General features: G+C 58.6%; 17 protein-coding genes. 8 read left to right on the top strand and 9 right to left on the bottom strand.

Translation table 11 applies throughout. From position 1 onward, the window contains the following. Positions 1–321: 321 nt before the first annotated feature. The 3 genes from N5B55_RS00085 to N5B55_RS00075 are packed head-to-tail and all read left to right on the top strand — an operon-like array spanning position 322 to position 3,655. Entirely contained in the window at positions 322–1,881 is a 1,560-nt protein-coding gene (locus N5B55_RS00085; protein WP_304538756.1) for a recombinase family protein, read from the top strand. Continuing rightward, on the top strand, positions 1,878–2,780 hold the full coding sequence (locus tag N5B55_RS00080; RefSeq protein WP_304538754.1) for a ParB/RepB/Spo0J family partition protein: 903 nt from the start codon (positions 1,878–1,880) through the stop codon (positions 2,778–2,780). Before N5B55_RS00085 ends, N5B55_RS00080 begins: the two co-directional genes overlap by 4 nt. Continuing rightward, on the top strand, positions 2,777–3,655 hold the full coding sequence (locus N5B55_RS00075; RefSeq protein WP_304538753.1) for a plasmid partitioning protein RepB C-terminal domain-containing protein: 879 nt from the start codon (positions 2,777–2,779) through the stop codon (positions 3,653–3,655). The genes N5B55_RS00080 and N5B55_RS00075 overlap by 4 nt, the downstream gene beginning before the upstream one ends. A 65-nt stretch (positions 3,656–3,720) precedes the next feature. Here the strand turns inward: N5B55_RS00075 and N5B55_RS00070 are convergent, their stop codons facing one another. Further along, on the bottom strand, positions 3,721–4,089 hold the full coding sequence (locus N5B55_RS00070) for a hypothetical protein (RefSeq protein ID WP_304538752.1): 369 nt from the start codon (positions 4,087–4,089) through the stop codon (positions 3,721–3,723). A gap of 806 nt (positions 4,090–4,895) precedes the next feature. On the opposite strand from N5B55_RS00070, the gene N5B55_RS00065 reads away from it, so the two are divergent. Continuing rightward, a complete protein-coding gene (locus N5B55_RS00065; protein WP_304538751.1) occupies positions 4,896–5,366 on the top strand; it encodes a hypothetical protein in 471 nt (156 codons plus the stop codon). A 289-nt stretch (positions 5,367–5,655) separates the two neighbouring features. Beyond that, positions 5,656–7,206: a DNA cytosine methyltransferase gene (locus N5B55_RS00060; protein WP_304538750.1), complete on the top strand. Its 1,551-nt coding sequence runs from the start codon at positions 5,656–5,658 to the stop codon at positions 7,204–7,206. A 24-nt stretch (positions 7,207–7,230) separates the two neighbouring features. Here the strand turns inward: N5B55_RS00060 and N5B55_RS00055 are convergent, their stop codons facing one another. After that, complete coding sequence (locus N5B55_RS00055) at positions 7,231–7,773, bottom strand: hypothetical protein (protein ID WP_304538749.1); 543 nt, start codon at positions 7,771–7,773, stop codon at positions 7,231–7,233. A gap of 141 nt (positions 7,774–7,914) precedes the next feature. On the opposite strand from N5B55_RS00055, the gene istA reads away from it, so the two are divergent. Together istA and istB are read left to right on the top strand one after the other, a co-directional pair. Then, positions 7,915–9,417, top strand: a complete 1,503-nt coding sequence (gene istA / locus N5B55_RS00050) for an IS21 family transposase (RefSeq protein ID WP_024542408.1) — start codon at positions 7,915–7,917, stop codon at positions 9,415–9,417. Beyond that, entirely contained in the window at positions 9,407–10,204 is a 798-nt protein-coding gene (gene istB / locus N5B55_RS00045; RefSeq protein WP_024542409.1) for an IS21-like element helper ATPase IstB, read from the top strand. The genes istA and istB overlap by 11 nt, the downstream gene beginning before the upstream one ends. Before the next feature lie 267 nt (positions 10,205–10,471). Here the strand turns inward: istB and N5B55_RS00040 are convergent, their stop codons facing one another. From N5B55_RS00040 to N5B55_RS00030, 3 genes are all read right to left on the bottom strand, one after another. Next, positions 10,472–11,053, bottom strand: a complete 582-nt coding sequence (locus N5B55_RS00040; RefSeq protein WP_304538748.1) for a hypothetical protein — start codon at positions 11,051–11,053, stop codon at positions 10,472–10,474. Between the two features lie 182 nt (positions 11,054–11,235). Next, positions 11,236–13,056 (bottom strand): hypothetical protein, encoded by a 1,821-nt coding sequence (locus tag N5B55_RS00035; RefSeq protein ID WP_304538747.1) that lies wholly within the window; start codon positions 13,054–13,056, stop codon positions 11,236–11,238. Positions 13,057–13,082: 26 nt separating this feature from the next. Then, positions 13,083–13,304, bottom strand: coding sequence for a hypothetical protein (locus N5B55_RS00030; protein ID WP_304538746.1), 222 nt, complete (start codon positions 13,302–13,304; stop codon positions 13,083–13,085). An 89-nt stretch (positions 13,305–13,393) separates the two neighbouring features. On the opposite strand from N5B55_RS00030, the gene N5B55_RS00025 reads away from it, so the two are divergent. Next, positions 13,394–13,843: a very short patch repair endonuclease gene (locus N5B55_RS00025; protein ID WP_304538745.1), complete on the top strand. Its 450-nt coding sequence runs from the start codon at positions 13,394–13,396 to the stop codon at positions 13,841–13,843. Here N5B55_RS00025 and N5B55_RS00020 read toward each other — a convergent pair. From N5B55_RS00020 to dnaA, 4 genes are all read right to left on the bottom strand, one after another. Next, positions 13,840–15,678: a hypothetical protein gene (locus N5B55_RS00020; RefSeq protein ID WP_304538744.1), complete on the bottom strand. Its 1,839-nt coding sequence runs from the start codon at positions 15,676–15,678 to the stop codon at positions 13,840–13,842. The two genes, N5B55_RS00025 and N5B55_RS00020, sit on opposite strands and share 4 nt — an antisense overlap. Positions 15,679–15,989: 311 nt before the next feature. After that, a complete protein-coding gene (gyrB, locus tag N5B55_RS00015) occupies positions 15,990–18,518 on the bottom strand; it encodes a DNA topoisomerase (ATP-hydrolyzing) subunit B (RefSeq protein WP_065860120.1) in 2,529 nt (842 codons plus the stop codon). A gap of 115 nt (positions 18,519–18,633) precedes the next feature. Beyond that, positions 18,634–19,749 (bottom strand): DNA polymerase III subunit beta, encoded by a 1,116-nt coding sequence (dnaN, locus tag N5B55_RS00010; protein WP_004628148.1) that lies wholly within the window; start codon positions 19,747–19,749, stop codon positions 18,634–18,636. A 276-nt stretch (positions 19,750–20,025) separates the two neighbouring features. Further along, positions 20,026–21,615: a chromosomal replication initiator protein DnaA gene (gene dnaA, locus N5B55_RS00005; protein ID WP_304538743.1), complete on the bottom strand. Its 1,590-nt coding sequence runs from the start codon at positions 21,613–21,615 to the stop codon at positions 20,026–20,028. Positions 21,616–21,715 lie beyond the last annotated feature (100 nt).

Below are 21,715 nucleotides of genomic sequence, written 5' to 3'. Positions count from 1 at the left end.
GAGGGGCCGAGACTCCTCGTATGCCGGCTCACTCCCGCCCAACTTCCCGGCTGGCCTCTACCGAATCGAGCCTGTTTTCCAACCGAGCGGCGCAACAATGGACGCGTGGATCGTACGAATGACGCCCGTGTATCTCGACCACTGATGCAAAAAGGACCTGTGCAAACATAGGACGTCATAGGCTCCGCATCTAACAACCGTTACCGTTTCTCCCATGTGAATCCTGGCCACTCCTGCGAGGCAGGAAATGGGCCTTCGAATCCACAGGCGCCCACGTCCGTTAGCTGGCATTGGCGGAAAAAACTCTACGCGGTTGGACGTATGGCCGAAACATTTTCGAGACCTCCCGACGAGCCGTTCCTGCTTCGTGGCGCCGAGTACGTTCGGATGTCGACAGAGCACCAGCAATATTCGACACAGAATCAGGCCGACAAGATTCGCGAGTACGCCCAGCGTCGCGGTATCCAGATTGTGCGGACCTATGCCGACGAGGGAAAGAGTGGCCTTCGTCTCGATGGCCGCCAAGCACTACAGCAACTCATCAAGGACGTGGAGTCGGGCACTGCAGACTTCCAAGTCATCCTGGTCTATGACGTCAGTCGGTGGGGCAGATTTCAGGACGCCGATGAAAGCGCCTATTACGAGTACATCTGCCGCCGTGCCGGCATACAGGTGGCCTACTGCGCGGAACAGTTTGAGAACGACGGTTCACCTGTCTCGACTATCGTCAAAGGCGTCAAGCGGGCCATGGCTGGCGAGTACAGCCGCGAGCTGTCTGCCAAGGTGTTCGCCGGCCAATGTCGGCTGATTGAACTGGGGTATCGACAGGGCGGGTCAGCGGGATACGGCCTGCGGCGCGTCCTGGTTGACCAGTTGGGTACCGTGCGAACTGAGCTTGCGCGCGGCCAGCAAAAGAGCCTGCAAACCGATCGCGTCATCCTGATGCCAGGGCCGGACGAAGAGACCGCAACGGTCAACCAAATATACCGATGGTTTATTGACGACAACTTACTGGAGTCGGAAATCGCCGGTCGTCTCAACGCCAGCGGGATTCGCACAGACCTCGGTCACGAATGGACACGCGCAACGGTGCGCCAAGTGCTGTCCAACGAAAAGTACATCGGCAACAACGTCTACAACCGGACGTCTTTCAAACTCAAGAAGCATCGGGTGGTCAACGGACCTGAAATGTGGATTCGGAGGGACGGGGCTTTCGAAGCCATCGTGTCACCCGAACTGTTCTATACAGCGCAAGGCATTCTGCGCGCCCGTGCACGACGATTCAGCGACGAAGAACTGTTGGACAAGTTGCGCAATCTCTATCGAACGCGGGGGTTTCTGTCGGGCTTGATCATCGACGAAACGGAAGGCATGCCTTCGGCCGCAGCCTATGCACACCGCTTCGGTAGTCTTGTACGAGCGTATCAAGCGGTCGGCTTTACGCCAGATCGTGATTACCACTACATCGAAATCAATCGCTTCTTGCGGCGTTTGCATCCGCAAATCATCGGGCATACGGAGCGGATGATTGCCGAACTAGGCGGCTCAGTAGAACGTGACTCGGCAACCGATCTGCTCACTGTCAATCGCGAGTTCAGTGTTTCGATCGTCTTATCCCGCTGTCAAATGCTGGAGACCGGCAGCCACCGGTGGAAGGTGCGCTTCGACGCTGGCCTTCTCCCCGACGTCACCGTAGCCGTGAGACTCGACACGACCAACGAAGGACCGCTGGACTACTACCTGTTGCCACGGTTGGACTTTGGTTTGCCACGCATCAGCTTGGCCGATCACAACAGATTCGAACTGGAGACCTATCGATTCGGCAACTTGGACTACCTCTATGGCATGGCCGAGCGCAGCCGCATCAGGAGGGCCGCATGACGAGGAAACACGCCAAGCCTGACCTGCGCATGATTCCGCTGGACACTATCGAAGTGCTTAACCCCCGGGACCGGAACGCACAGAAGTTCGAGGATATCGTCCGCAACATCCAGACCATCGGTTTAAAGAAGCCGATTACTGTCACCCCTCGCCCTGGGCAAGACGGCGCGGAGCACTACCTGTTGATCTGTGGTGAAGGACGCCTCAAGGCGTTCCGAGAGTTGGGGGAGAACTTTATCCCTGCGCTGGTGGTGGAGGCCACCGATGAAGACGCTTTCGTGATGAGCCTGGCCGAAAATATTGCCCGCCGGAAGGGCAACGCCTTGGAGCTATTGGCAGGTATTGGCCGACTGCAAGAGCAAGGCTATGACAAGAAAGCGATCGCTGAGAAAACCGGACTGACACTGGACTATGTACACGGCATCCTGCAACTCCTCAGCAGCGGTGAAGAGCGCCTACTTGTGGCGGTAGAGTCGGGGCGCATTCCGTTGACAGCAGCGCTTGTCATCTCGGGAGCCGGCAACAATGACCGTGCCGTACAAGTTGCGTTGCAGGAAGCCTATGAGACCGGCCAGTTGAGAGGTCACCAATTGCTGCACGCCCGCCGCGTTATCGAGCGGCGGCAGGCACTCGGAAAGACCTTGGCGCGCAGCGCGCCTCGCAAGCCGGCTGAGGTAACGACATCCAGTTTGGTGCGCAATTACCAGAAAGAAGTCGAACGTCAGAAACTGCTTGTCAGAAAGGCGGAGACAGCACAACAACGGCTGCTTTTCGTCGTTGAAGCCCTGCGGGAATTGATGCTCGATGAGAGCTTCACGGTGTTGCTCCGCGCCGAGCGTTTGGACACGCTCCCCAAATACCTCTCTGATCGAGTCTGGCCGGGGGGTCATACCTCATGACCGATCTGCTCGGGTTCATCCCTCGGCCACTGACGCTGCCGCTTGAGAACATTCTGCCGTCGCGCAAGACTCCCGAGGGCCTCCAGCAATCTGCGAAGTTCAAACAGATTCTGTCGTCCATTGAGGCGATCGGCATGATCGAGCCGTTGAGCGTGGGCAAACCCGACAAAGCCAGTGGACTGCACATCTTGCTTGATGGTCATATCCGACTCGCTGCGCTGAGGGAATTGGAGTTCGTGGATGCGCCTTGTCTGGTTGCCACCGATGACGAAGGCTATACGTACAACAACAGACTGAACCGGGTGAGCACGATTCAGGTGCACTTCATGATTCGGCGCGCGCTGGAGCGCGGTGTGCCTCGCGAAAAGCTGGCCAAGGCGCTGAACGTCGATGTTCGGCACATCATCATGCACGCGGCGCTGCTCAATGGCGTTTGCCCGGAAGCCGCAGAACTGCTGAAGGACTTTCACTTCTCACCCAACTTGGGCGCCGTGCTCCGCAAGCTGAAGCCCACTCGTCAGATCGAGTGCGTCGAACTGATGATCGCGGCGAACAACATCACGGTTTCGTATGCACAGGCGCTAGTTGCGGCCACGCCAAGCAATCTGCTGCTACATGAGAGCAAGCCGCGCAAGTTGGGCGGTGTCACCGCTGAGCAAATGGCAAAGATGGAGCGCGAGATGGGGAACCTGCAAGGCCAGCTCAAGTTGGTCGAGCAGTCCTACGGACAAGACGTCTTGAATCTGGTCCTCGCTAAGGGATACCTCACCAAATTGGTGGGTAACGAAGCGGTGTTTCGGTTTCTGTCCCAAAAGCACCCTGATGTTTTACGTGAATTTGAGACCTTGACACGGTCAGTGTCGCTGGAGGCCTGAACAGGGCGCTGAACCACTGCCTCTGTTGGCATTCCCGCCCGTCACGGGAATGCGTCAATCTGTTGTTATTGGCTGTAGCCACGCCGCTCTATGGCGGCTAGCACGTCCCACGATTGCGGATCGACATCGCGGCCTCCGAGCGACATCGATACGTACGCATCAATCGCATCCATAAAGCCCTTGATAAAAGCCGGCGGGAACGCGTGTGCGGAGAGGTGTTGAAGCTCTTCACGCAGCATGCCCGGGCGGCATTGGCCGTGGCTGCGCATGGCGGTTCGCGTGCGCTTGAGATACGCCTGCGCTGCGATGGCGCCGTTCAGGTAGGTGCGGTTTTTGGTGAGCCTACCTGTGTCGGATGACGTGGGCGCGTGCGTGGGTGGTTCGGGTGGAGACGGATAGGACGCGGGGCGGTGCCCGCTGTGATTTGCAGTCATGACAGCCTCTTGGATTAAATAAGAGACCCGTCATTCGTCGCCAGACGAGGTGGCGGGCCCGACGGCGAGGCTGGCGAACCGGCTCCAAGAAAACCGGCAGACCCGAAGGTCTCCCCACCCGGCCCGCCATAAAACGCGCGAGCAAGTGCTCGGGGCTGACCGTGCATGACATCAGCCCCTCTTGGAAAAACCACGGATCGCCAGACCCGGCTGCCGTTGGAGCAGCAGCGCGAGCAATTATAGCGACCGGGGAGGCGGGGAAAGTTGGATTATTGATTCGCGCGCAGTGGCGGTCAGAAGGTCACGCTCCACTCTCTGACAGTGAAGCGCCAGGGTAAAACACTGGAGCTTCACCCTCAGACACTGGAGCGTCAGTGTTAAACACTGGAGCTTCACCCTCGGACACTGAAGCGTCAGTGTTAAACACTGGAGCTTCACCCTCGGACACTGAAGCGTCAGTGTTAAACACTGGAGCTTCACCCTCAGACGCTGGAGCGTCAGTGTTTAACACTGGAGCTTCACTCTCAGACACTGGAGCGTCAGTGTCAAACACTGGAGCTTCACCCTCAGACACTGGAGCGTCAGTGTTAAACACTGGAGCTTCACTCTCCAACACTCAAAGTGCGAGGGCTAAGTCTCTCGCTCAAAGCACGAACGCCGACGCGGTGAAACGGTGCGCGCCGTGTAATGCGCGACCCCTTTCCGTCAAAAATTGTGCGTGGCATTGAGATACGCAGCAACGTTGCCCAACATCTCCGTGTCGTGCCGACCGGCATGACACTGATAGCTGCTTTAGAAGGATTTCAATGTCTCAAAACCTGATTTCGTTTCAACTCAGCGCCACCGACGTAACCGCCATTGATGGCGCCCTGAAGACCCTGGAAGAAAAGCTCGTCGGCCTGATTGGCCTGTCGACCGAACAACGCAGCAAGCTCATGAAGATGGGCCACAAGTCAGAAGCGTTCTGCCGCGAAGCCTTGGAACTGCTCAGCAACAACCCTGGCGTGCTGCCGGGCAACTTCAGCCTGCAGGAAATGCGCCGTGACCTAACGGGCTTTGACACCCTGCGCCCGCGCGTCGCCCGCATGGACAAGCTGCTGGAACGGATGCGTGATTCGCAGCTAGCAATGGGTAGCGATTTGATGTCGGCCGCGCTGGAGGGTTACACGTACTTGAAGGTTGCGGGCAAGGGCGAAGGACTGGAGGGGGCGCGTCGGGCGCTGTCGACTCGGTTTAGTCGGAGGCCGAGGAAGAAGGCGGAGGAGACTGCGCAGTGAGGTGATTGGTTGTTGATGGATTGAAGAGAGCCGCCCTTTGGGCGGTTCTCTGTTGATGGAGCGGCTAGCGTCGCCATCCGAGGCGAACCTTGTACGTTGCTCCAACCACGTACTCGCCGCCTGCACCAGGCTACGCCCCCTTGCACAAGGTGCCGGCAATCTAGTTGTGAACCACCAGAGCCCCCTTTCCCAAGGTTATAGGCAATGCGGTGGGGAATTCGCCCCCCTGATAAACTACGACACCCCGGCGTCCAGCCGGGTTTTGCACTCGCATAGCCAGACAGAAAAAATGACGCGTGAACGCTCGATACCCGTAATTGATTTATTCGCGGGGCCAGGAGGGCTTGGGGAGGGTTTCTCGTCGATCATCGGCCGAAACGGCAAACGACGATTCGAAGTCAAAGTCTCAATCGAGAAAGAAGAGATCGCACATCGAACTCTCTCGTTGCGTGCCCTCTTCCGTGCCCTTCCACCAAACGCGATCCCGGATTGCTACTACGACTATTTGCGCGGCAATATTTCCCGCCAAGAACTATTTGCGCACCCCACAATTTCGGATCAAGCGCGCGAAGCAGCCGGAGAGGCCCGTTGCGCAGAGCTAGGGGTGACGCCACACGCCGAGATTGACAGCTGGATCAAGGAAGCACTCGGCTCAGAAAGAGAGTGGGTGCTCATTGGCGGCCCGCCGTGCCAAGCGTACTCACTGGCAGGGCGCTCGCGGCTGAGGCCAAAAGACCCCGAGAAATTCGAGGCAGACAAACGACACTTCCTTTACACGGAATACCTACGCATCCTGCGCGAGTTCGGCCCGGCTGTGTTTGTCATGGAGAACGTCAAAGGGATGCTGACCTCTCAGCATGGCGGCTCGCCCATATTCGACCGCATCCTTGCCGACCTGCGTTCGCCGGGGAACGGCCATGAATACCTGATTCGTTCCTTTGTCACTCACGGAGACAACCTGGAACCAAATGACTACCTGATCAAGTCTGAAAACTATGGTCTTCCGCAGGCAAGACATCGTGTCATCCTTTTTGGCATCAGGAAGGACTTGGCATCCGCGGGTGCCAAGCTCCTTGCGCGAGAGGGCCGCTTTTCGCTTAAGCCGGCTCCGACACAGATCAGTGTGAATCAAGCACTTGCAGGACTGCCGGCGCTTCGAAGCCGCCTCTCGCGCGAAGAGGATAGCCATGATGCGTGGTTGTCCGCATTGGCAGAAACAATTGCGGGACTGAAAGGATGGCGCGTGCCTCACCGCACGAACATTGAGATGCGCATATCTCGAGCGGTTGAAGCGGCAAAACGTCATCGCGCTTTCGGGGGGCTGTTTCTATCTGGCTCGACCAGTGCAGAAAAGATGCCGGCACAGCTGCGTGATTGGGTACTTGACTCAAAACTCGGTGGCGTGATCCAGCACGAGACCCGCAAGCACATGCGCTCCGATCTTGCGCGATACATGTTTGCATCGTCTTTCGCCGACGTTTGTGGCTGGTCGCCGAGGCTCCCCGATTTCCCTGGCCGATTGCTACCCAAGCACGGCAATATGACCGCCGCAGAAGTGCCCTTTGTCGATCGTTTTCGCGTGCAGCTCGGGGGGCAACCGTCCACTACAGTGGTTTCGCATATCGCGAAGGACGGCCACTACTATATTCACCCAGATCCGTCACAGTGCCGCGCTCTCACGGTTCGAGAGGCAGCACGGCTCCAAACGTTTCCTGACAACTATTTCTTTGAAGGAAATCGGACCCAGCAGTACTGGCAAGTTGGCAATGCCGTCCCGCCCTATCTTGCGCGGCAAATCGCTGAGGTCGTGCTGGACTTTATCGATTCCACCCGGAATTGACTGTCTGCAGTCTTGGTCCCACCGTCATACAGTAGGACTGGCGTGCTTCACCCACGTGGCGAACTCCCTCGGGAGCAAATTAAGAAAGTTCGCCGGAGTGCAATCCTCCAAGTCATACGTCAATTCCAGTTGACGTGCGATGCTGGCAAGTCTTCGAGCTGAGCCGCCACTCTTTCCTCCTGCCCCTCTCCTAGGTTTCTGCAGGTCCTTGTCAAAGTACATCGCATACGCGGAAGCAATAATTGTCCGGTTAGCAAACAGATGCTGGTAAGCGCCCAGCTGCTCATTGATATCTGTTCGGGTTCCCTTGCCGCTGGTGAGTAACAGCACCTTTGCGTGCTCCCCGTGCGCTTTAACTGCTAGCCACGGCGTCCGCACAGCATGCCGGTAGTACCTGCGAAAGCTGAATCTCTCTTCCAGGACATAAACCGCGTCTTCAAGTGGCTTACGGATGCCCGCGCCATCCGGCTTGCACAACTGATCAAAATAGAAAAGAGCGAGCCAAGACCACAAACCATGGTTCCGAGAGATCAGACGATCCTCACAGTCAACAAAGACCTGGTCCATGTACCTACCGAGCTCATAGGCAGATGATGTTAACGCGCGAGCAGAATTGACCCACCTGGCGGGGTGATTTGCATCGAAATTTGACCCACGTGATTGAATGTTCTGCTCATTTTTTGAGCAGGGGATACGGAGGTGATCACGGTGGGCATGTTGGCCAAGATCAGGCGGATGTATTTCCGCGAGAAGGTGCCGTTGCGGGAAATTGCACGGCGAACGGGGTTGTCCCGGAACACGGTGCGGTCGTGGCTGCGAGAGCCAGAAGCGACGGAGCCGAAGTACCCGAAGCGGGTCAGTCCGAGCGTGGTGGACGAATGGGCGGGGCAGCTTGAGGAATGGCTGCGCACCGACAGCCATCGTCCGAAGCGTGAGCGCCGCACGGCGCGCTTCATGTTTGAAGCGATCCGGGCACAGGGCTACAGCGGAAGCTACACGCGGGTGAGCGAGTTCGCTCGGCGCTGGCGAGAGCAACAAGCCCAGGCTCCCCGACGCAAAGCGTTCGTGCCGCTGGCCTTCGAGCCAGGTGAAGCGTTCCAGTTCGACTGGAGCTGCGAGTATGTCTTCGTCGGCGGGCTGCGCCGACGTCTTGAAGTCGCCCATGTGAAGCTGAACGCCAGCCGCGCGTTCTGGCTGGTCGCCTATCCCACGCAAAGCCACGAGATGTTGTTCGACGCGCACGCCAAGGCGTTTGCCGCGTTTGGCGGTGTGCCACGCCGAGGCATCTACGACAACATGAAGACGGCGGTGGACAAGGTTGGCCGTGGCAAGGAGCGCACGGTCAACGCCCGCTTCGAGGCGATGTGCGGCCACTACCTGTTCGAGCCGGAGTTCTGCAACCGGGCCTCGGGCTGGGAGAAAGGCATCGTCGAGAAGAACGTGCAGGACCGGCGCAGGCAGATCTGGCACGAAGCGGCCCAACGGCGCTGGGCTTCCCTGGCGGCGTTGAACGACTGGGTGGCCGACCAGTGTCGGCAGGCATGGCGGGCACCACATCCGCAGTGGCCCGAGTTGATGGTCGAGGATGTGCTGCAGGACGAACGCCCCCGGCTGATGCCGAACCCGCGCCCGTTCGACGGCTACGTCGAGCAGTTCCTGCGGGTGTCCTCGACGGGACTGATCCACTTCCAGCGCAACCGCTACAGCGTGCCGACCGAGTTCGTGAACCAGCTCGTGAGCGTGCGGTGCTATCCGGCGCTGCTGAGCGTCGTTGCCGACGGTCGCGAGATAGCTCGTCACGAACGCAGCTTCGAGCGGTACCTGACGTTCTACGACTGGCAGCACTACATCACGCTGGTCGAGCGCAAGCCAGGCGCGCTTCGCAACGGTGCGCCGTTTGCCACGATGCCGCAGCCTCTCCAGGAGCTTCAGGGGCATCTACTCAAGCACGCCGGTGGCGACCGTGTGATGACGCAGGTGCTGTCCGCCGTTCGCGAACACGGCCTGGATGCCGTGCTGGTGGCGGTGCAAGCCGCGCTCGACTCAGGGCGGCCCAGCAGTGATCACGTGCTCAACGTGCTGAGCCGGCTGAAAGCGCCGGCGCAGCACCGGATCGTGGCCGCCACCACGCTCAGCCTGACCGAAGAACCTGTCGCGGATGTGAACCGCTATGAACGTCTGCGCGCACCGGAGAACCAGCATGTCCAATGAGATCGTTGCCCGCCTCAAGGCACTCAAGCTGCACGGCATGGCCAGCGGCTGGACTGAACTGTACGCGCAGTCCCGACATACCGAGTTCGATCCCGAGCGCTTCATGGAGCAATTGCTGATGGCCGAAGGTGCTGAACGCGAGGTTCGCTCGATTGCCTACCAGATGGCCGTCGCCCGGTTCCCGGCGCACCGCGACCTGAAGGGCTTCGACTTCGCGCAGGCCCGTGTCGACGAAGGGCTGATCCGGGATCTGTACCAGATGAAGTTCCTCGACAGCGCACACAACGTCGTGCTCATCGGCGGGCCGGGCACCGGCAAGACGCATCTGGCAACCGCCATCGGCATCGAGGCCATCCAGCGTCACGGCAGGCGCGTGCGCTACTTCTCGACGGTCGAACTGGCCAACACACTGGAGTTGGAAAAAGCTGCCGGCAAGCACGGACAGCTCGCGCACCGGCTTATGCATGTCGATCTGGTGATCCTCGACGAACTGGGCTACCTTCCGTTCAGCCAGACCGCCGGCGCGCTACTGTTCCACCTGCTCTCGAAGCTGTACGAACGCACCAGCGTGGTGATCACGACCAACCTGAGCTTCGGGGAGTGGGCCAGCGTGTTCGGCGATGCCAAGATGACCACGGCGCTGCTCGACCGCCTCACGCATCACTGCCACATCGTTGAAACCGGCAACGAGTCGTGGCGCTTCAAGACCAGCTCGGCGAAGGCTAGGCCAGCCCGTCGAAAGGGCTCAAGGGAGGCAGAAAACGAAGAGTTATCCACACCGCAGTAACGCTTTACGCCGTCTCGGGGTGGGTCAAATTTAGATGAAAACCGTGGGTCAAATTTAGCTGCGCGCCAACAAGATGAGAACGCCCGCTGCTCCAACGTGACTGGTTGCGCAAATCGGTCGGAGTATCTACCGTCGTTCAACAGATATGACGGCGGACTGGCTGATGGACTGGTACGCAGCACCGCCAAGTACTCTCGAAATTTAGCTAGACCTTCTTCATTGAGAACGCGCACAAGAGACATGCCTAATCCCCCAATATTCTCTGCATCACGCCGCGCTCTGCAGCGCAGCGATCACGCTCGACGCAAACCGATTTTTTTCGGCAAAGGCTGCAGCGATATCATCGGCGAGCGAGTCCACTGCGTCCGCATCCATACTTTCTTCCGATACGTCCCTGCCGAGCTGTGCTGAAAACCATGTGAGCCAGTCCCCTACCCACTCGTCCTCATCGTCGAAGTCATCGTTCTCGCGTAGAACCTCGCGAGCAAGCCGCCTCACCACCTCAGGATAAATGGCCCCCTGAAGAAATGCATCGCGCTTCAACCTTTCGATCAGGTCCGGAACGCGACTGTTCACAACCAGCGAAGGGCCCGCATCCTTATCAATCTCAAGCTGCCAAATTTCTTCCGCTAGGTCAGCAGTCCGCACCGGCAACAGTGGCCGCCTGTCGTCGCCATCCGAATCGTCCTCCGGACGGATCCCATTCGCGGATGCGAGTATCCGACCAACCTCACCCGCCTCGTCCACCACCTTGACTCGGAACAGGACGGTGGCTCCAGCGTCAATATCGGTAAGGAGGCACGTCTCAGGAGGTGTTACAGCTCGAACCGTCCCAAACGCAAAGCGCATCGATGAGCTCTTTACATATGGCTCAACATAGACCTTCGCGTCGGGGTCTAGCCTCATGTCCGCTGGAAGTTGTATGTCCGCTGTAAACGACGGAGGTTGTCCCATACCTCGTTCGGTTATTCGAATTCGGACATGCTCTCGGAGTATTCGCTTACGACCTGTTGAATTGATTCGAAAGCCCATTATTGCCTCGATGCGTCGACGATGAGATCTCGTTTCCCATCAAAACCTGTTACAGAGACCTCAAATTCAGGACTGTTAGCCGTGACAACCAAAATGTTGGGAGTCTGAGCATTCACGGTCGCGTCCTTGCTCACGACCTGTAGCTCGTTCTTCGAGAAGTCAAAATCAAGTGGGTCGTGCTTCGAGAAAGCATTCCCGCGAAGCACGTCATAGGCCGCTCGTATCCGAATCACCAACGGTAGTTCGTCTGGATGCAGCGATCTATCACCTTGGATGGAAAATCCTCCATTTAACCTCTTAAGGCGATACGCCTTCTGCTTGGGTGGAGGTGGATTTGGATGAATCGGCCGAACAACGGGGCCTCTAGATTTAGTGCCGCGAACGCCCGCATCAGCTGAGGCGGAGAAGAAATTGATGAGAGCGTTTTCGTCCACCTGCTCAAGGGACGAAACGATCTCGCCGTACAGCTGCCGTAGGGCATATCGAATCTCTTTGAGATGTGCTGCAGCATTTCGCCACCCTGCAGTCAATTTTTCTGCACTGGCGGACCAGCTCGTGTGAGCCGGATTCTCCGCGTCCCCCAAGAATTCGGAGATTGGCTTGTGATCCGCGACAAGAGCGGCAAGTACGTGATGTCCACCGAAGTACCTTGCCTCGGCCGGCAAAACGATGGCATCCCGGACAAACAGCGTGTCGCTGTCGGCGCCGGTCCGTTGAAGGAACAGATCGAAATACGTTTCGATTTCTTTTCCGTCTTTACGCTTCAACAGGAGCGGCGCCCTTACACAGAGACACTCGTCGGCCTGATACCGGCCGCGAAGTGTGTCGATACTCTCCCCTAGCGCCGCTTTCATTCCGAGGCTTGCCCAATTCGCGGGGAGATAGTGCGGAGCAGCATCCCCCGTACGCACGGCTCGCATTGCACTGATGAACTGTGCCAACTCGCCGCTTACGAAGCGCGGACCGCCATGGACCTTCGCTAGCGCCGCGAAAGACTCGGCGTTAATGGTCACCGAGCCAACGGTCACCACAAGTTTGCCGAGCAGGATTGGAAAGAAGTAATTACGCAGAGTGGCCTGAATGATTCGTTGCTCTGTCACGCTGGCCAGTGCACAGGGAATCGCGATTGACAAACCAGGCTCGGTAGTCCGTATCAACCCGCAAGCGCGCGCGAGCTCATTGATTTCCGCTGAATCAGTAATAGGCAGCTGCATCCCGGACTCTCCGAGCGCGCAATAGAAACCGTGTGAATCAAATCGCTCTCCATTAAGGCTGTGCGTCGTGAGAACCGCCTGCCCCATCAATAGAGCCTGCTTAGGATCATCCTCACGGACGGTCAATCCAAAGAAGGCTCTAATCTGTGAGGTGCTGGAAAATACCAACTTGCCCAACCCCCAGCGCCCCAATGATTTTCCCCCTTTGTGCGACTTGCCCATTCGGCGCCAAAAGTCACAGAACGGCTCTTCATCCATCGAGTTCCAGCTTCCGGTCAATCCGGTGGTTCCGAAGTCTTCGATAACCAGCAATTTTGACTTGGCTAGGTCGAGTGACTCGGGCATCAACGAGCACTCACGAAGCCGCATCGTGAGTTGCTCTAGGTCGAGACATTTGCTTAGGACATGGCAATCCGACTGGCTCGGCTGGTACATCGCAAACCGCACGCGTACCGTCTCACCATCGGCCCCGGCATCAAGACTGTTCTGAAGGGTTTCACGCACCAAAGCATCCGCCAACTCAACGTCATCGTTATTGAATTGATCTCGTTGCGTCGGTGGCCGGTCCATTTCGTCATCACGAAGGCACCTGAAGCGAAGCTGCATAGGATTCCCCCCTCCCAGTTGTAAGCCTAAAGACTGAACTCACCGTCGGCGCCTTGGGCGCCTCCGGTGAAGCGAAGCTTCATCAGCTCAAGCTCGCGCTGAAGCGTCCGGGCAATTTTTCGAACATCATCTTCGGTGTACTCATAGGCGGACCGATTGGACAGGTTGCCTATCAGGCGGATGTCCTTGATAGTTCGATTGACCCGATTCGTCGCAAGCTCAATGAACTTTCCACGTTTGTCTCGCATATACATCCCACAGTCGCAACATTCGCATAATATATCGCATATGTTACGCCCGGCAAGGCCATGTCTTTCCTCCAATCACCCGCATCGAGATGACTGAAACAACTGCTGCACGCAGCCGGAATATGGCTGCCATCCGCGCCAAGGACACAGGTCCGGAAAAGCTCCTGCGGTCAGCGATCTTTGCTCGCGGCTTCCGATTCAGGATCCATGTCCGAGGGCTGCCAGGATCGCCGGACCTAGTATTCCCGAAGTTCAAAGCCGCGGTGTTCGTTCACGGCTGCTTCTGGCACCGTCACATTGGGTGTCGATTCACGACCATGCCCAAAAGCAACGCTGCCTTTTGGGCCAAAAAGTTCTCCACTAACCAGCAGCGCGATATAACTGCTCGCAAGCGCCTGCACGACTTAGGCTGGCGCATTGGCGTGGTGTGGGAGTGCGCGATCCGCCGATCGCCTGACGCGGCTGCTGCAGCTCTAGCGACTTGGCTACTCGCAGGCGGGTCGCCCGATACAGATATCGGTGCGGATCTGCTGGCCTAAGGACTGGTCTGAGTACAAGCAGGGTCCCTCTCACCACTGAACGCGTTCCACAGATTTTCAAAATGGCAAGGAGTCCCTGCCACGCGCATTGTGAAAGGCAGCGGCGTTGACTGCACTTCCGCGGTCATGGCATCCAGCAAAGCCTTGTGGAGATCACTGATTACATTGGCTGAAGGGCCGATCTCAGTGCGCAGGCGGCAAAAATGGGGCCAATTCATCACAGCCAAACGGGGATGTTGCGTAGCGAAACCAAAGCCTTTGGTCCTCGCAACCGTACGGGAGATACCAAACAGACGAACGGAAACGATTGAGAGACGTGAATCAAGCTTTAGCCTGAAGGTTTTTGCCAACCGCTCTTTCGAAGAACCATCTAGCCATTGCTCGACTTTTGCTGCCCAGTCATCCATCTCCCTTGAGAGATTACTCGCTCTACTGCGTAACTGACGAACATCGTTAGTGGAAAAATCCTGCCATTTGATCTGAAACAGAGCTAGCTCACCTGTCGTACGATCAAAGATGGCAGCATCGACATCCGTTACGGTCTTACGCCCGTCTCGCAGCTTGATATTCCCTGGGACGCAAAAATATCTATTTCCACAAAATTGACCGTAAAGATCAGCTCGCAACCATCCCTCTCTAGGTGCCGAGAGACAGTTCCTCGAATCACCACCCCGCGACTCTAGAATATCTCGAATAGAATTAAACGGATTCCGACAGATAGATGAAATTGGCCGGAGCATCAATCCATTACCGAGGTCAACAAGCAATGGCATGACGGGATTTGTAGAACTAGAGATACGCGGCACATCATCTGGATGTAAGGCGATAGCTGAAAGTATTTTCCTAACAACCTCTTTATCCATAAAAGTAAGACCACAAATTGTCTCCTCGATTTCCTCTCTTGGAGTCCAAATGGTAAAACTCTCTGAAATAGATATTTCTGGCCGACTCTTTCCCGCAAGCAACACGAAGTGGATGTGTTTTAAATGCAAACTCGCCATCGCGGCCACCACCATAGTCAAATCCCGGACGCGAACCCCCGCGACGTTGGCATCTGGATGAAAGCCCGCGTCTTCACGCCAATCAGTGACAAGAAGAAGGGCCTTCGCTAGGAAATGACAATCGACCTCCGGGAGCGCCCCATACCCTGTCATGACGCCATACCCCGAGTCCCAGGGAAACAGCAAAGGTCGCATGAGCTCATCGATATCGCAACGAAGCCACTGGGCTAAGGGTGATGGCCCTTTCGAGCTGAGAAAACGGCCGATACTGCCAGCCACTTGGTCCAGTTCATCTCTACCGAATATCATCCACCCCATAGAGGGTTGCCCACTTTGGAGCTGGCTAAGCCTGCGTTCCAGTGTTGCCCATCGGGAAAACTCGATGTTATCCAAGAACTGATCGAGGACACCGCTACCGCCTTGGATTGTCCAACCGTCCTCGGTCCTTTCTGCATTCGCATATTTATGCCGCACCATTTCAGCCACTCTTCTCATCAGAGTTGCGCGGCCCAATTGATGCAATATTTTCAGAGCAGATTCCCGTCCCTCCCTCGTCGGTGTCACCAAGGGAAAACCCTTCGACTGAGGGAGTTTTGTGAGCAGATATGCTGTAGCGCTATTCAAGCCAAGCCATATGATTTCCATATCCCACGGCTTTAACCTAGATTCCGGCGGCAACGGCTTCTGAAACACAGACCAATAGTCAATCTGGCGCAAAGCCTCCGTGTAAATGACGAATCGATCTGCGGTGTTAAGAGGAAGAATAGAGGCGACTCGATTCCGCTCGGCGGTAGCCAGACCATCCAGTTCAAGAGCAGCCTGATCATTTATCACGAAAGACACCTATCGAGTCGCGTTATTTTTTCGATGTTTATCTCGATTATTCTGCTACATGACTTTCGGTTATGTCGCCCCCCACTGAAGAGGGAACTCCAAAGCCAGCGCCCCTCCCAAGTCAAATCGGCTCCGCCTTGCAAAGAACGGAGTATTTGTGCCGATTTACTCATAACTCTTGTTGCGGGTAGCGCCTGCCAGTCACGGCATGGCGGCATAACGATGCCCTGACACGCTCGTCGGGCTACTACAAAAAAAAACACCGAGAGATTTTCTCTCGGCGTTCTTTTTTTTCCTGCGACTAGCTAACTTCAAACATCAATATTCCGCGCCACCAACGCATTGCTCTCAATGAAGTTCCGGCGCGGTTCCACGTCGTCGCCCATCAGCGTGGTGAAAATCTGGTCCGCGGCAATGGCGTCTTCAATCTGCACGCGCAGCAGGCGGCGCTGGGTGACGTCCATGGTGGTTTCCCACAGCTGCTCGGGGTTCATTTCGCCCAGGCCCTTGTAGCGCTGGCGGCTCACGCCGCGCTCGGCTTCGCTCAGCAACCAGGTCATGGCGGCGTGGAAGTCGGCAACGTTCTGCTCGCGCACCTTGTCGCCGGTGCCGCGGCGTACCTTGGCGCCGTCGCCAATCAGGCCCTGGAAGGTGGCGGCGGTGCTTGAGAGCGCGGTGTAGTCGGCGCCGGCCACAAAGTCGGCGTCGATGTGGCTCAGGCGCTGGTTGCCGTGCTGGCGGCGGACGACCATGATGCGGTACTTCTCGGTCTTCTCGTCGTACTGCATGAAGGCGTCTGCGGTGGCGCCGCCGTTGGCGCTGCTGGCGTTGCCTTGCATTTCGAGCAGGCGGGCCTTGAGCGTGCGGGCGCTGGCTTCGGCTGCGGCTTCGTTGGACAAGTCCAGCGACACGCCTTCGGCAATGGCGCGCAGGGCGTCGGCGTCAATCACGCGAGACAGGCGCTCGATCACGCTTTGGCTGAACTGGTACTGGCGTGCGAGTTCGGCCAGGGCGTCGCCGGCAATCTCGGTGCCGTCGGGGCGCACGAGCACGGCGGTGTCCAGCGCCTGGCGCACGAGGTAGGCGGCCATCTCGACGTCGTCTTTGATGTAGCGCTCTTCCTTGCCGTGCTTGATCTTGTAGAGCGGCGGCTGGGCGATGTACACGTGGCCGCGCTCGATGATCTCGGGCATCTGGCGGTAGAAGAACGTGAGCAGCAACGTGCGGATGTGCGAGCCGTCTACGTCAGCATCGGTCATGATGATGATGCGGTGGTAGCGCAGCTTGTCGAGGTTGTAGTCGTCTTTGCCAATGCCGGTGCCCATGGCGGTGATGAGCGTGAGCACTTCCTGGCTGGAGAGCATCTTGTCAAAGCGCGCGCGCTCGACGTTCAGGATCTTGCCCTTGAGCGGCAGGATTGCCTGGAACTTGCGGTCGCGGCCCTGCTTGGCCGAGCCACCTGCGGAGTCACCCTCGACGATGAAGAGTTCTGACAGCGCGGGGTCTTTCTCCTGGCAGTCGGCCAGCTTGCCGGGCAGGCCCATGCCGTCGAGCACGCCCTTGCGGCGCGTCATTTCGCGGGCCTTGCGGGCGGCTTCACGCGCGCGGGCAGCTTCAACGATCTTGCCGCAGATGATCTTGGCGTCGACGGGCGTTTCCAGCAGGAAGTCGCTCAGCGCCTTGGCGACGACTTCTTCCACGGGCAGGCGCACTTCCGACGAGACGAGCTTGTCCTTGGTCTGCGAGCTGAACTTGGGCTCGGGCACCTTGACGGACAGCACGCAGGTCAGGCCTTCGCGCATGTCGTCGCCCGAGGTGTCGACCTTGGCTTTCTTGGCGATCTCGTTGTCGGCGATGTACTTGTTGATGACGCGCGTCATGGCGGCGCGCAGGCCCGTGAGGTGGGTGCCGCCGTCGCGCTGCGGGATGTTGTTGGTGAAGCAGAGCACCTGCTCGTTGTAGGCGTCGTTCCACTGCATCGACACTTCCACGCCCACGCCGTCTTTCTCGCCGGCGGCAAAGAAGATGGTGGGGTGCAACGCGGTCTTGTTCTTGTTGATGTACTCAACAAAGCCCTTCACGCCGCCCGAGAAGGCGAAGTCTTCTTCCTTGCCGGTGCGCTGGTCGGTCAGCCGGATGTGCACGCCGTTGTTCAGGAACGAAAGCTCGCGAATCCGCTTGGAGAGGATCTCGTAGTGGTATTCGACGTTGGTGAAGATCTCTTCGTCGGCCAGGAAGTGCACTTCGGTGCCGCGCTTGTCGGTAGTGCCCGACACACGCAGCGGCGAGACTTCGACCATCTTGCCGTCCGGCGCTTCCATCGTTTCGATCAGACGGTTTTGCGGGATGCCGCGCGCGAAGTCGATGTGGTGGACCTTGCCGTCGCGGCGGATGGTCACCTTGAGCCATTTCGACAGGCCGTTCACGCAAGACACGCCCACGCCGTGCAGGCCGCCCGAGACTTTGTAGCTGTTCTGATCGAACTTGCCGCCGGCGTGCAGCTCAGTCATGACGATTTCGGCGGCGCTGCGCTTGGGCTCGTGCTTGTCGTCAAACTTGATGCCGGTCGGGATGCCGCGGCCGTTGTCCACCACCGAGATGGAGTTGTCGGTGTGGATGGTCACCTGGATCTCGGTGCAATGGCCGGCCAGTGCTTCGTCAATGGAGTTGTCCAGCACCTCGAACACGAGGTGGTGCAGGCCGGTGCCGTCGGACGTATCGCCGATGTACATGCCCGGCCGCTTGCGTACCGCCTCCAGGCCTTCCAGGATCTGGATCGAGGCGGCGCCGTAGCTGCTGCCATCGGCGGGGGTGGATTGCGGTTTCTGCTCTTCGGTCATGTCGTTCTGCTCGCAGCCATGGGCGTTTTGCGCACACAGCGGGGTTGCTTAAAAACGGCGAAGGGGCGGATCGTCACGATCCAGCCCCTCGTCTTGCTCTGGGTGCAGCGGTGCGTCAAATGCGCATCGGCATGACGACGTACTTGAAGGTGTCGTCGTCCGGCAGGGTGATGAGTGCGCTCGAATTGGAGTCGCCCAGGCTCACCTGCACTTTTTCGGCCTTGAGGTTGGCCAGCACGTCCAGCAGGTAGGTGACGTTGAAACCGATATCCAGCGCATCGCCCTGGTAGTCGATTTCGAGTTCTTCCTGCGCTTCTTCCTGGTCAGCGTTGGTGGAGCTGATCTTCAGGACGTTGGTGTCGAGCATGCAGCGCACGCCCTTGAACTTGTCGGTGGTCAGGATGGCCGTGCGTTGCAGCGCCTGCTGCAGGAAGGCACGGTCGATCGTGAAGCTGTTGCGGTAACCCTTCGGGATCACGCGCTGGAAATCCGGGAACTTGCCTTCGACCAGCTTGGAGATCAGCTCGATATTGCCGAAGGTGAACTTGACCTGGTTGGAGGCCAGTTGCACCGAGACGGGATCGTCCACGTCTTCCAGCAGGCGTTGCAGTTCGAGGATGGTCTTGCGCGGGATGATGACTTCCTGACGGCCGCCGGCGCCTGCCGGTTGCTCGCCGGTTTCAACGCCGCAGTAGGCCAGGCGGTGGCCGTCGGTGGCGACGGCCATGACTTGCTTGCCATCCACCACCAGCAGCATGCCGTTGAGGTAGTAGCGGATGTCTTGCTGGGCCATCGCGAAGTGCACCATCGCCAGCAGGTGCTTGAGCGTCTTCTGCGGCAGCGTGATGCGGGCACCGAAATCGGTCGCCTCTGCAACGGTCGGGAATTCTTCGGCGGCCAGCGTCTGCAGCGCAAAGCGGCTCTTGCCGGATTGCACCGTCATGCGCTTGTCGTTGAGCGTGAGGGCAACTTCGCCGTCAGGCATGGCACGCAGGATGTCGACCAGCTTGCGGGCGGCCACGGTGGTGGCAACGTCGCCCGCGCCGGCGCCGCAATCGGCGTGCGTGGTGATCTGGATTTCGATGTCGGTGGACAGGAAGGAAACCCGTTCACCTTGCTTGGTGATCAGCAGATTGGCCAGGATCGGCAGCGTGTGTCGGCGTTCCACGATGCCGCTCACGATTTGCAGCGGACGCAGCAGGTTGTCTCGCGAGGTTTTGACCAATTGCATGAAGGCGATCCTTGGCTTGAGAGGTGACACCGCGCGCGCCCCAGCCTGGGCCACATGGGCCGGTGCCTGCAGGAGCATTCGCGATTAACCCAAAGTTGTTGTAAATCAAGGGGTTAATCACAAATTATACCGCAAATAAGGGGGCGCTGGATAGCGTCACGCGCGCGGCAAATATGTCTATTGTGCATGAAAAGACGCCCGCATTCGAGCGGGCGTCTGTCGAGGCTTGATTCAGGGCGAATGGCGCTGCCATGCGCTCTGCTGACCATCGCGCGGTCAGCCCTTGAGCGTTTGCTCCAGCACGTGCAACTCGTGGTTGAGCTGGGCGTCCTTGGTGCGCTCGTCGGCGATCTTGCGCACGGCGTGCAGCACCGTGGTGTGGTCGCGTCCGCCGAACAGTTCGCCAATCTCGGGCAGGCTCTTCTGCGTGAGTTCCTTGGCCAGATACATGGCGATCTGACGCGGGCGCGCGATGTTGGCCGGCCGCTTCTTGGAGTACATATCCGCGACCTTGATGTTGTAGAAATCCGCGCAGGTCTTCTGGATGTTCTCCACCGAGATCTGGCGGTTCTGCACGGTCAGCAGGTCTTTCAACGCCTCGCGCGTGACCTCGATCGTGATCTCTTTGCCGTGGAAGTTGGAGTACGCCAGGATCTTGCGCAGCGCGCCTTCCAGCTCTCGCACGTTCGAGCGCAGGTGCTTGGCCACGAAGAAGGCCACCTCTTCCGGCACGGTCACGTTCTCGGCCTGCGCTTTCTTCATCAGAATCGCAACGCGCATTTCCAGCTCGGGCGGCTCGATCGCCACGGTCAGGCCGGAGTCGAAGCGCGAGATCAGGCGGTCGTCGATGCCGGTGATCTCTTTCGGATACGTATCGCTGGTGATGATGACCTGCGCCCGGTTGGCGATCAGCGCCTCGAACGCGTAGAAGAATTCTTCCTGCGTGCGGTTCTTGCCCGAGAAGAACTGGATGTCATCGATCAGCAGCAGATCGAGCGAGTGGTAGTAGCGCTTGAAATCGTCAAACGCCTTGCGCTGGTACGCCTTCACCACATCCGACACGTACTGCTCCGCGTGGATGTAGCGGATGCGCGCACGCGGGTTCTCCATCAGCATGAAATTGCCGATGGCATGGATCAAGTGGGTCTTGCCCAGGCCCACGCCGCCATACAGGTAGAGCGGGTTGTACGACTTGCCCGGGTTGTTGGCCACCTGGATGGCCGCAGCACGTGCCAACTGGTTCGCCTTGCCGGTGACGAAGTTGTCGAACGTCAGGATCTGATTGAGCCGCGAGCGCTCGTGCACGGAATCGTCCACTGGCGCCTGCGGCGGCGCGGCCAAGCTCGTGACCACGGCGGGCGCCTGCGGCGGCATGCGATACGACTGCGCGCTAACCTCGGCGGCGTCCATCACGGGCACGTCGATATCGGCGGCGGCATGGCTGGCCGTTGCGAGCGCGGTTTCGCGATACACAGTCGGCGCGGGGCGCAGCGTGCCAGCGTCATGCGAGACACCGTTGCCGGCCGGCATTGCCTGCCGCTGCTGACCTGCTTGCGCCCCCAGCGGCTGCATTGGCACCGGGGCGAGCGACGGCTGAAGCGCCGCCTGGCGCTGGCCGGCGGTCGGGTCGAGCACGAACTGCACGTCGACCGCCGTCTCCCAGTAGTCGCACGCGAGCGACTGGATGCGGCCCGAGAACTGGCTCTTGACCCAGTCGAGCTTGAAGCGGTTGGGCGCGGCAATCCGCAGCGTGCACGCCTGTTCGTCAAACGACAGCGGCGTCAGCGGCTTGATCCACGTCTTGAATTGTTGCGGGGTCAGCTCACTCTCGAGTTGAGCGGACGCCGCATGCCAGAAATCCTGCATCGTTATCGTTAGGTGTTTGACCGGCGCCACACGCGTCTGATGACGTCCCCGGGAGGGCCGGCCGCCGGGCTCCTGGCGCAGGCCAGAAACCGGGTGGCTT

It is taken from the genome of Ralstonia pickettii (assembly GCF_030582395.1).
Lineage (GTDB): Bacteria > Pseudomonadota > Gammaproteobacteria > Burkholderiales > Burkholderiaceae > Ralstonia > Ralstonia pickettii_D.
This window is presented reverse-complemented; position numbering and strand designations above follow the sequence as displayed.